This is a genomic window from Muribaculum sp., assembly GCF_029051885.1.
Classification (GTDB): Bacteria; Bacteroidota; Bacteroidia; order Bacteroidales; family Muribaculaceae; genus Muribaculum.
On sequence record NZ_JAIDKI010000180.1, the window covers coordinates 1 to 11283 of the forward strand.

General features: G+C 51.7%; 9 protein-coding genes. All 9 read left to right on the forward strand.

The window, feature by feature from the left end:
- Positions 1-381: 381 nt before the first annotated feature.
- The 9 genes from K2I50_RS07725 to radC are packed head-to-tail and all read left to right on the forward strand — an operon-like array spanning position 382 to position 11090.
- Positions 382-1143, forward strand: a complete 762-nt coding sequence (locus tag K2I50_RS07725) for a 3'-5' exonuclease (RefSeq protein WP_301025767.1) — start codon at positions 382-384, stop codon at positions 1141-1143.
- Positions 1143-2345, forward strand: a complete 1203-nt coding sequence (coaBC, locus tag K2I50_RS07730; RefSeq protein WP_301025768.1) for a bifunctional phosphopantothenoylcysteine decarboxylase/phosphopantothenate--cysteine ligase CoaBC — start codon at positions 1143-1145, stop codon at positions 2343-2345. Before K2I50_RS07725 ends, coaBC begins: the two co-directional genes overlap by 1 nt.
- Before the next feature lie 3 nt (positions 2346-2348).
- On the forward strand, positions 2349-3272 hold the full coding sequence (gene porD / locus K2I50_RS07735) for a type IX secretion system protein PorD (protein WP_301025769.1): 924 nt from the start codon (positions 2349-2351) through the stop codon (positions 3270-3272).
- A 38-nt stretch (positions 3273-3310) separates the two neighbouring features.
- Positions 3311-4981: a DNA repair protein RecN gene (gene recN, locus K2I50_RS07740; RefSeq protein WP_301025770.1), complete on the forward strand. Its 1671-nt coding sequence runs from the start codon at positions 3311-3313 to the stop codon at positions 4979-4981.
- A gap of 10 nt (positions 4982-4991) precedes the next feature.
- Complete coding sequence (gene rlmB / locus K2I50_RS07745) at positions 4992-5750, forward strand: 23S rRNA (guanosine(2251)-2'-O)-methyltransferase RlmB (RefSeq protein ID WP_301025771.1); 759 nt, start codon at positions 4992-4994, stop codon at positions 5748-5750.
- On the forward strand, positions 5747-8104 hold the full coding sequence (locus K2I50_RS07750) for an ATP-dependent helicase (protein WP_301025772.1): 2358 nt from the start codon (positions 5747-5749) through the stop codon (positions 8102-8104). Before rlmB ends, K2I50_RS07750 begins: the two co-directional genes overlap by 4 nt.
- 16 nt (positions 8105-8120) lie before the next feature.
- The gene (gene nspC / locus K2I50_RS07755) at positions 8121-9272 is read left to right on the forward strand and encodes a carboxynorspermidine decarboxylase (protein ID WP_301025773.1); all 1152 of its coding nucleotides are present in this window, start codon (positions 8121-8123) and stop codon (positions 9270-9272) included.
- A 54-nt stretch (positions 9273-9326) separates the two neighbouring features.
- Positions 9327-10325 carry a glycosyltransferase gene (locus K2I50_RS07760; protein ID WP_301025774.1) on the forward strand — a complete coding sequence of 333 codons (999 nt, stop codon included), beginning with the start codon at positions 9327-9329 and terminating at the stop codon, positions 10323-10325.
- 45 nt (positions 10326-10370) lie between these two features.
- Positions 10371-11090 carry a RadC family protein gene (radC, locus tag K2I50_RS07765; RefSeq protein ID WP_301025775.1) on the forward strand — a complete coding sequence of 240 codons (720 nt, stop codon included), beginning with the start codon at positions 10371-10373 and terminating at the stop codon, positions 11088-11090.
- The last annotated feature ends 193 nt before the right edge of the window (positions 11091-11283 follow it).

Below are 11283 nucleotides of genomic sequence, written 5' to 3' on the forward strand. Positions count from 1 at the left end.
CACTGCCCCAGCTCGGTTCTGAATTCTAAGAGCTTCTTTAATACTAAATGTTGCCGTCAGGGTCGATTGGGTTGAGACGGGTTTCGACATGTGACGAAGGAGTGTACTTTATGTACATGACTGAGGAACAGGCTGAAAAGCGGCCAAGATATACGAGGCAAACGGTAATTTTATAATCACTCAATCTCTTGCTGAATTTGAAACAAATGCACAAATATATCAACGATATGCCCCAAATTACCTTTCGTCGGCCATTCGTCGGCATATTTCCGCCTGCGCCTCGGTCGTTATGAAACCCCATAACTCCCTCATCACAAGCGAAAATATGCTCGACGATTGACCGCCCTGACGGTAATATTTATTATTAAACAAGCTCTAAAAATGAATCTTGTACTTACACGCCCGATAGTATTTTTCGACCTCGAGACCACCGGCACGAGCATCATGCGCGACCGCATCGTGGAAATCTCGATTATTAAGGTCATGCCCGACGGCTCGGAGATCGAACGCACTCTCCGTGTAAATCCCGGTATGCCCATTCCGGCCGAAGCTACTGCCATACATCATATTACTGACGCCGATGTCGCTGATGCGCCTACTTTCGGCATGATTGCCGCAGAGCTTATGGAGCTTTTTGCCGACGCGGATATCGCCGGATTCAATTCCAACCGCTTCGATGTGCCTCTCCTTACCGAGGAGTTCCTGCGTGCCGGCATCGCGTTCGACCTGTCAAAACGCCGTTTTATCGATGTGCAGACAATATTCCACAAGATGGAGCAGCGCACGCTTGTCGCCGCCTACAAATTTTACTGTGGAAAAGATCTTACTGAAGCCCATTCCGCAAATGCCGACACACGTGCTACATATGAAGTGTTGAAGGCTCAGCTCGACTGCTACGACACTCTGAAAAACGATGTCGAGTATCTTGCCGAATTCTCGACACAGAATAAGAATGTGGACCTCATGGGACGCATCATTCGCAATGATGCCGGCACGGAAGTGTTTAATTTCGGGAAATACAAGGGACAGCCAGTTGAGGAAGTGTTCCGCCGCGATATCGGCTATTATTCCTGGATGATGCAGGGTGAGTTCCCCGCCAATACAAAACAGGTGATTACTGCCATAAAAATGCGCCTCAAATAATGAATCTGAAAGGTAAGCATATCATTCTCGGCATTACCGGTGGAATCGCCGCCTACAAGTCGGCCATGCTCTTGCGCCTGTTGGTCAAGGCCGGCGCAGAAGTGCAGGTGGTGATGACTCCCAATGCAAAAGAGTTTATCACTCCTGTCACATTGTCGACACTCAGCGGCAAGCCGGTTATAAGCGAGTTCTTTACCGCAAACACCGGCGAGTGGCACAGCCATGTCGATCTCGGACTGTGGGCCGACGCTATGGTCATAGCTCCCGCCACCGCATCGACTATCGGCAAAATGGCCAATGGTGTGGCCGACAATATGCTCGTGACCACATATCTCTCGTCGAAGGCCCCGATATTCGTGGCGCCTGCGATGGACCTCGATATGATGGCTCATCCGTCGACATCGCGCAATCTTGCGTTGCTGCGTTCGTATGGCAACCATATAATCGAGGCCACAGCCGGAGAGCTGGCGAGTCACCTTACCGGCAAAGGCCGCATGGAAGAGCCTGAACGCATAGTCGAGGTGCTTGACCGTTTCTTCGGGCAGAGTAGCGATTTTGCCGGAAAGCACATACTGATTACTGCCGGACCCACCTATGAACGCATCGACCCCGTGCGCTTTATCGGCAATTACAGTTCAGGCAAGATGGGATATGCTCTCGCCGAAGAGGCCGCGGCGCGTGGCGCCAGAGTCACACTGGTGAGTGGGCCCGTAAGCATCAGACATGATTTTGGACCGTCGGTCGAAGTAGTCCGTGTGGAGTCGGCGCGCCAGATGCTTGATGCATGTGAGTCAGTTTTCTCCGATGTCGATGCTGCCATCATGTGTGCCGCAGTGGCCGACTATGCTCCTGCTGATCCGTCGGATACAAAGATAAAGCGTGAGGGCAATGAGCCTCCGGTGATACGCCTTGTAAAGAATCCCGACATCGCCCGCACGCTGGGTGAGCGCAAACGTTCCGGACAGGTGCTTGTCGGATTTGCCCTGGAAACTGACCATGAAGGTGACAACGCGATATCCAAACTGAAATCCAAGAATCTCGATATGGTGGTCTTGAACTCGCTGCGCGATGCTGGCGCCGGTTTCTCGACAGATACCAACAAGATTACGGTATACACTGCCGACGGGCGTTCTGTACCGTTCCCGCTGAAGGACAAGCACGAGGTGGCCGCCGATATTCTTGATGTAATGCTTACGCTCTGATATATGAAGTGTGTTCTCCTCATTTTCCGATGTGTGCTGGCTGTGGCCATACTGTCGATAGGCTCGCTGTCGGCTGCGGCCCAGGAGCTCAACTGTAAGGTCGAGATTGACTATTCGCAGGTGGCAGGTACAAATACGGCGGTGTTTTCCACCCTTCAGGACGCTTTGTCGGAGTATATCAATACCCGCAAGTGGACCAACGCCCAGTTTTCGACAAACGAAAAGATAGAGTGCAAGCTCTTCCTTACTGTTAAGACTTACGAGGACCCGCGTATCACCGGTGAACTTCAGATACAGTCGTCGCGCCCGGTATACAACAGCAACTATACCACCACGCTCATCAACTTCAAGGATACAAAGATTGAATTTGACTATTCGCAAGGGGAGCCTCTGATTTTCTCGGAAAACACGATGGAGAGCAATCTTACGGCCATAATCAACTATTATGTCTACCTGATTCTCGCTATCGACTTCGACAGCTTCTCTCCACGAGGAGGTGACCCGTATTGGGAGATGCTCAAAAATGTGGTGCAGATGGCACAGTCGGCGGGAGAAGGCGGATGGAAAGCATTCGAGGATACGAAAAACCGTGCGGCGGTGCTCAACGCGTTTACCGAACCTTCGACACAGAAGTTGCGTGACATGCTGTATGCCTATCATCGTACAGGTCTCGACGAGATGTCGGTAAGTCCCGACAAAGGACGTCAGCGCATCACCCAGTCGCTTGATATACTTTCCGATGTAAGCAAGGTGGCTCCGATGTCAGTAGGCATATCCATGTTCAAGGATGCTAAGCTCGACGAGCTCGTAAATGTCTACTCCAAGGCTCCGCAGGATGAGCGCGACCGTGTATACGAGTTGCTCTACAGTCTGTATCCTACCGAGGGAAAGCGCCTGGATATGATAAAGAAGGGTAAAAATAAATAGCCGCGCTACTGCGACTCACTCAGAAGACCCCCAACGTTATGTTAAGATCTCTTCATATATCAAACTACGCCCTTATCGATACTGTCGATATTACGTTCCACAATGGGCTGAACATAATCACCGGAGAGACCGGCGCCGGCAAATCGATAATGCTCGGGGCTCTGTCGCTTATTCTTGGCGAGAGAGCCGACTTGAAGGCTGTGCGCGATTCCGGCCGTAAGTCGGTAATCGAGGCCACTTTCGAGCTTCACGACTACAAGCGCCTGAAAGAGTACTGTGTGGCCAACGATATCGAGTGGGATGACAATGTCTGTATCCTGCGCCGTGAGATTGCTCCTGCAGGCCGCTCGCGAGCTTTCATCAACGACTCACCGGTGACGCTCGATCTCCTCTCCCATGTGGCCATGCTGCTGGTCGATATCCATTCCCAGCATAACAACCGCCTGCTTGCGTCTCCGGAGTTTCAGCTTAGCATCATCGACACTCTTGCGGGAAACGAGCAGTTGCTGACGGATTACTCGCGGCGTTTTATAGCCTACCGGCGTGCGTTGAAGCGTTTGCGCGATACGAAGAAACTTATTGAACAGAACCGCCAGGACGAGGACTTCACACGCTTCCAGCTCGAGCAGCTCGATGCCATGAATCTTGAGGCCGGCGAGCAGGAACAGCTTGAAAAGGACAGGGACGTGCTCGCCAACATCACCGAGATAAAGTCGACCCTTGGGGGAGCCCTTGACTCGCTTTCCAACGGCACAAACAATGCCATCGCTCTCCTGGGCGATGCTATGGAATATTGCGAGCAGCTTTCACAGGTGCTGGACGATGCCGACAATATCGTAGAGAGGCTTAATACCGCCCATATCGAGTTGCGCGACATAGCCGACACGCTGTCGGATTTCGACCGCGACCTAAATGCCGACCCCGATGAGCTCGAAGCCGTCGAGCAGCGTCTCAACGACATATATTCCTTGCAGTCGAAACATCATGTCAGTTCCATAGAGGCTCTTATCGAACTGCGAGAGAATTTCAGAGTGAAACTGTCCTCGCTTGAAAACAGTTCGTACACAATCGAGGAGCTGGAAAAAGAGGCACGCCGTGCCAAGGCTTCGGCCAAAGAGATTGCCGCCGAGCTTACACGTCGACGCACCGAGGAGGCGCGCCGGTTTGAGAAGTTGCTGTGTGACACAGCCTCTCCGCTCGGCATGAAGAATCTGCGCGCATATGTGGAGATTACTACTGGCGACATGTCGCCGACCGGCATGGATACTGTAGAGTTCAAGTTCGCGTTCAACAAGAATCAGCCTCTTATGCCTGTAGGTTCGACTGCGTCGGGCGGTGAGATTTCACGACTTATGTTGTCGGTGAAGAGCATTATCGCAAGCCGCATGCAGTTGCCGTCGATTATATTCGACGAGATTGATACAGGCGTGTCGGGCGATGTGGCCAACCGTATGGGGCTTATGATGCGTGATATCTCACGCTCTATCCAGGTGATGGCTATCACACATCTGCCACAGGTGGCGGCTTTGGGCAATGCACATTACAAGGTGTATAAACTTGACGACGATGATGCTACTCATACCCACATACGTCAGCTCGACAGCGAGCAGCGTGTCGATGAGATTGCCGTAATGCTGAGTGGCTCTACTGTCGACGCTGCCGCCCGCGCCAACGCACTCTCTCTATTAAGAGCAAGCAACAACAGTTAAAAATAACATAATGGAATCAACCGACTATATATTCGGCATACGCGCCGTAATCGAGGCCATTGAGGCCGGAAAAGAGATTGACAAGGTATTTATCCGTAAGGATATCCAGGGCGAGGCTCTGCTTAAGGAGCTGCTTGACAAGTTGCGCCAGAGCCGTGTGCCCGTGCAGCGTGTACCTGTCGAGCGAATCAACCGCATTACAAGGAAAAACCATCAGGGAGTGCTTGCTATGCTCTCGGCTGTCACATATCATCGTCTCGACCATGTCGTGCCGGAATTGTATGAGGATGGCGTGCTCCCATTTGTGGTCGTGCTTGACGGCATCACTGACGTGCGCAACTTCGGAGCGATAGCCCGTACATGCGAGTGCGCCGGAGTCGATGCCATAGTGATTCCCGAGCGTGGAAGTGTGAGTGTCGGCGGCGACGCTGTCAAGACTTCCGCCGGTGCGCTGCTTCATATTCCGGTATGTCGCGAGCGTTCCGCTGCCGGAGCAGTACGTTTCCTTAAGGATAACGGCTACAAGGTTGTGGCCGCGTCGGAGAAAGCCGATATCAACTATACACAGGCCGATTATACCGGCCCGGTAGCCATCGTGATGGGTGCCGAGGATGTGGGCATATCGCCTGAGGTGCTCAAGCTATGCGACACATTTGTAAGCATACCCCAGTTCGGACATATCGGTTCGCTCAATGTGTCGGTAGCGGCCGGAGTCATCATATATGAAGTAGTGCGCCAGCGACTTGCCGGCAATCTTGAAGTAATATGACCCGGGAGGATGACTATCTTTTGCAGCTGAATGACCAGCAGCGCGACGCCGTAGTCTACAATGATGGCCCGCAGCTTGTGATAGCCGGCGCAGGGTCAGGCAAGACACGTGTGCTCACATACAAGATTGTGCATCTGCTGCGCCATGGCTATGAGCCTTGGCGTATATTGGCTCTTACATTCACCAACAAGGCCGCCAAAGAGATGCGCGAGCGCATCGAACAGATGGTCGGAGAGCCAGTGGCCTCACGTCTGTGGATGGGGACATTCCACAGTATCTTTGCAAAATTGCTGCGGCTTAATGCCGACCTTATAGGGTTTAAGAGCAGTTTTACGATATATGATGCCGCCGACACCAAATCGTTGGTGAAGACTATACTGCGTGATATGGAGCTTGACGACAAGGTGTACAAGCCGGCGACGGTCATCGCCGCCATATCCAATGCGAAAAACGCGTTGATATCGCCAGAAATGTATATGTCAGATGCCGGCCGGATGTCGGCCGACGAGAGGGCGAAGCGCCCTGCGCTCGGCGACATATACAGTGTATACTGTGCGCGTTGCCGCCATGCCGGGGCCATGGATTTTGATGACCTGCTATATTATACTAATGTGTTGCTGCGGGATAATCCTGAGATACGTAAGAAATATCAGGAGTATTTCAGATATGTGCTTGTCGACGAGTACCAGGACACCAACTTCGCTCAGCATGTAATCATACGCCAGCTCTGCGAGGAGTCAAAGGCTCTGTGTGTGGTGGGCGATGACGCCCAGAGCATATACTCGTTTCGTGGCGCCAATATCAGCAACATACTTAATCTGCACAAGTCGTTTCCGGCATTGCGCACATTCAAACTTGAGCAGAACTACCGCTCGACCCAGAATATCATAAATGCGGCCAATACCCTTATTGCCAAGAACAAGGAGCAGATACCTAAACAGGTATTCTCACGCAACGATGTCGGCTCACGCATAGAGGTCATACAGGCCTACAGCGACTATGAAGAGGCCATACTTGTGGCCAACAAGGTGTCGCAGATGCAGATGCGCAGCCACGATCCTTATAATGAGTTCGCCATTCTTTACCGTACCAATTCCCAGTCGCGACGCCTTGAGGAGTCGCTGCGCAACCGCAATATCCCTTACCGTATCTACGGCGGCCTGTCATTCTATCAGCGCAAAGAGGTAAAGGATGTTGTGGCATACATGCGTATGGCCGTCAACCCTGATGATGACGAGGCTTTTAAGCGCGTCATCAACACTCCGGCCCGAGGTATAGGGGATACTACCGTAAACCGTCTGATACATACTGCCATGCACTGTGGCGTGAGTATGTGGAATGTGGCTACATCGCTCGACCGCTACGATACCGGACTGAAATCGGCCGCAGTAAAGAAAGTGACGGGGTTTGTCGAACTGGTGCAGAAATTCGTTGGAATGGTCACTGCCAATGTCTCGGCCAACGATGTGGCCCGGAGTATAGTCGAGGATACCCGTATGCTTGCCTCTCTTATCCATGACAATACTCCGGAAAGTATCTCAAAGCAGGAGAATATTCTTGAACTCCTGCAAGGAATATCAGAATTTGTCGGCGAGCGCATGGAGCAAGCGGCGCAGGAGACAACTCTTGTCGATTTTCTTACCAATGTATCGCTTGCTTCCGACCAGGATATGAGCGACAGCAACGGGGAGGCCGTGACGCTTATGACAGTCCATGCCGCAAAGGGTCTGGAATTCAACAATGTGATTGTAGTCGGGGTCGAAGAGGAGCTCTTCCCCTCGGCCATGAGCTGTGACACATTGCGCGGTATTGAGGAGGAGCGCAGGCTGCTGTATGTGGCTATAACGCGTGCGCGCCGTCATTGTGTGATTACTTACGCTGCAAGCCGCTACCGCAACGGGCAGACTGCCCCGACACGCCCTTCGCGTTTTATTGGAGACATTGACAGGGGGTACCTGTATGTTTCTCCGGGCAGCGAGTTCTCCCGCTCCGACAGTGTCATAAATCCTCTCGATAATTACCGTGATTCGGTTGGAGGCAGAATGTCTGACGACCGTCGCCGTTCGTTCCGTCATCCTCTTGTCGATGATGCGCCGGCAAAGTCTAATATCCATCCCGTCAACCTGTCATCCCCACCTGCCGGTGATGGCAATAGTCCCCGGACCGACGGCAATACCCACGATGTGGCGGCGCTGAAAGTCGGCATGCGCATAGAGCACTCACGGTTTGGTGTCGGCACTATATCAGCCGTCACATCCAATGCGCCAAGTCCTACGATTACCGTTATGTTCAATGTCGTAGGCGAGAAGAAACTTCTTCTGAAGTTCGCCCGATTTACCATACTCGACAACTGAATTATCCAATAAGTATATGAAGGCTACTGAGCTTACCACACCATATTATATAGTATATGAAGACCGCATACGCCGCAATCTTGAGCTGATTACCTCGGTTGCACGCGATGCCGGAATAGAGATAATAATGGCATTCAAGGCCAATGCACTTTGGCGTACATTTCCGGTTGTGCGCGAGTATGTGCGCAACTCCACGGCGAGTTCTCTCAACGAGATGCGTCTCGGCAATGAGGAGCTTGGCGGAGAGGTACACACTTACTGCCCGGCCTATACTCCCGGCACTATCGGTAAATTCCTGGCCGGTAGCAGCCACCTTACTTTCAACTCCCTGTCTCAGTGGGAACGGTTTCGCAAGGATGTCGAGGAGTATAATGCCGCTCATCCCGACAGGCGCGTAAGCCCCGGACTGAGGGTAAATCCGATGTGTTCGGTAATTGAGACCGACATATACAATCCCGCCGTTCCCGGCTCGAGATTCGGAGCTACAGCCGAGCAGATCGGTGATTCACTTCCATCCGGAATCGAAGGCCTGCATTTCCATGCCCTGTGCGAGTCTACATCATATGATCTTGAAAAGGTGCTTGAAGCATTCGAGAAGCAGTTTGGCAAGTATCTGCCGCAGGTGAAATGGGTAAATATGGGTGGTGGCCATCTTATGACACGCGAGGGCTACGATACAAAGCATCTTGTCGGACTCCTTCGCGCGTTTCGTGAGCGTTATCCGTGGCTGAAAGTAATCCTTGAGCCTGGCAGTGCATTTATGTGGCGCACCGGCGATTTGATTACTTCCGTAGTCGATGTCGTGGAGAACCAGGGGGTGAAGACAGCTATTATTGATGCCTCGTTTGCATGCCATATGCCCGACTGTCTGGAGATGCCCTACAAGCCGGCTATAACAGAGAGTGTGGAGCCGGGCGAAGGTTTGCCTTCTTATCGGCTCGGAGGCAACTCCTGTCTGAGTGGCGATTTTGTCGATGACTGGACTTTCCCGGTGCCGCTTAAGATAGGCGATATCCTTACACTGGAGGATATGAACCACTACACGACCGTGAAGACTACCATGTTCAACGGCATACAGCATCCTGATATCGTATGGTGTGACGCCGCAGGTGAATGCTCGGTTCTGCGTCATTACACTTACGATGACTATAAAAACCGTATGGACTGACTGCGAGGCTGCAACCCATACCTGAATACCTCATATTGACCTTTCTCATTCACAATGCCTAAATATTCTGTAATTATACCGGTATACAATCGTATTGACGAAGTCGATGATCTGCTTAAAAGCCTTTCGCAACAGACATTTACCGACTTCGAAGTAATAATCGTGGAAGACGGTTCGTCGCAGCCGTGTGATGACGTGGTGAAGCGCTATGCCGACAGTGTGGATGTAAAATACTATTTCAAGTCAAATGAAGGACGTTCAATTGCGCGCAACTATGGCATGGAACGTGCGTCGGGTGAGTATTTTATATTTTTCGACTCCGACTGTGTGATTCCACAGGGGTATTTCCGGCATCTCGACGATGCTTTGAAGAAGCGTCCTCTCGACTGCTTCGGTGGCCCTGATGCCGCCCACGACTCGTTTACTCCCACCCAGAAGGCAATCAACCATTCGATGACATCGTTTCTTACTACGGGAGGCATACGCGGCGGAAAAATAAGTCTGGAAAAATTTACTCCGCGAACATTCAATATGGGATATTCGCGCAAGGTGTACGAGCGGGTAGGGGGATTCCGCGAGATGTTTTCCGAGGATATAGACATGAGCACTCGTATACGCAATGCTGGCTTTTCAATAGGGCTGATACACAGTGCTCCGGTATATCATAAGCGGCGTGTGGATTTCCGCAAGTTCATGCGTCAGGTCTATGTGTTCGGTATGTCGCGTATCACACTTTATCTTCTGTATCCCGACTCGCTCAAACTTGTGCACTGGCTGCCGGCAGTGGCAGTTACAGGAGCCATAGCCCTGATTCTTCTCGGCATATTCGTCTCACCATGGTTTCTGCTCCCTTTGGCCCTTTATCTGCTCGCCATATGGGTAGCCGCTCTTGTGTCGACACATTCGGTGAAAATAGCCACTCTTGCCGTCCCCGCAAGCATAATACAGCTCGGTGGATACGGGTGTGGTTTCCTGAAGGCGTACATTACAAAGATACTGCTCCGACGCGGGCGTAACATCGCGGAAGAGATTGACATGCGTCGCGGTAAATAGCTCTGTACTGCCGTTATTATCTACATATACATCATAACTTTTCATATGGAATCTCCTCAGCCTGAAGTGCGCGACTATATCCTTATCGAGGATATCGCGCCGTCCGACCGTCCGCGCGAAAAGGCCATGCGCGACGGTATCGGCTCATTGTCGACACCCGAACTTGTGGCCATAATCTTCGGCAACGGCATGCGCGGGAAGTCGGTGCTGACTATGAGCCAGGAGTTGTTGCGTCGTTATGGCGGTCAGTTGTCGGATATCGCCTCGCGCTCTGTGCGTGAGATTGTGCGCGATAATCCGGGGGTCGGTCCGGCAAAGGCAATCAGCCTGCTTGCGGCATTTGAGCTTGGCATGCGGTGTCGTGACGAGGAGGTGGAGCGTAAGCCTGTGATAAAGGGGAGCGACACTGTGTATGCCCTCATGCGTCGGCAGCTCCAGCATATTCATCATGAGGAATTCTGGATAATAATGCTGTCGCGCAACAACAGTGTGGTCGACCGTGTGCAGATAAGCAGCGGCGGCACTGCCGCTACCGTAGTGGATCCGAAACTGATATTCAAAAGGGTCATGGAGCGCGGTGATATGGTATCCGGAATAATACTCGTGCACAACCATCCATCTGGCAATCTGCGTCCCAGTCCGGAGGATGATGCGCTTACGCGTAGGCTGCGCGACGGAGGAGCATTGCTTGACATAAGGGTGCTTGACCATATAATCATCACCCATGGAGGATATTTTTCCTATTGTGACGAAGGAAAAATGTGAAATTATCTGTAAATCGAGATAATATTTTAGAGATTGTTTAAATTTATGACTTACTTATGATACAGACTTTGAGAGTGATTGTCTGATGGATTTTTGTTTGCGATGAACGAGCGTAGCCGTAGCTACGTGACTGAAGAGCGAACAAAAAGACGCTGACAAGACTCTTAAAAGCAAAGTAATGTAAATTTTAGAC

Excerpts from the sequence above, each read along its gene's own strand:
- nspC (WP_301025773.1), top strand. The coding sequence starts at position 8,121 with ATGAAGGCTACTGAGCTTACCACACCATATTATATAGTATATGAAGAC.
- radC (WP_301025775.1), top strand. The coding sequence starts at position 10,371 with ATGGAATCTCCTCAGCCTGAAGTGCGCGACTATATCCTTATCGAGGAT.
- coaBC (WP_301025768.1), top strand. The coding sequence starts at position 1,143 with ATGAATCTGAAAGGTAAGCATATCATTCTCGGCATTACCGGTGGAATC.
- porD (WP_301025769.1), top strand. The coding sequence starts at position 2,349 with ATGAAGTGTGTTCTCCTCATTTTCCGATGTGTGCTGGCTGTGGCCATA.
- K2I50_RS07760 (WP_301025774.1), top strand. The coding sequence starts at position 9,327 with ATGCCTAAATATTCTGTAATTATACCGGTATACAATCGTATTGACGAA.
- K2I50_RS07725 (WP_301025767.1), top strand. The coding sequence starts at position 382 with ATGAATCTTGTACTTACACGCCCGATAGTATTTTTCGACCTCGAGACC.
- rlmB (WP_301025771.1), top strand. The coding sequence starts at position 4,992 with ATGGAATCAACCGACTATATATTCGGCATACGCGCCGTAATCGAGGCC.
- K2I50_RS07750 (WP_301025772.1), top strand. The coding sequence starts at position 5,747 with ATGACCCGGGAGGATGACTATCTTTTGCAGCTGAATGACCAGCAGCGC.
- recN (WP_301025770.1), top strand. The coding sequence starts at position 3,311 with ATGTTAAGATCTCTTCATATATCAAACTACGCCCTTATCGATACTGTC.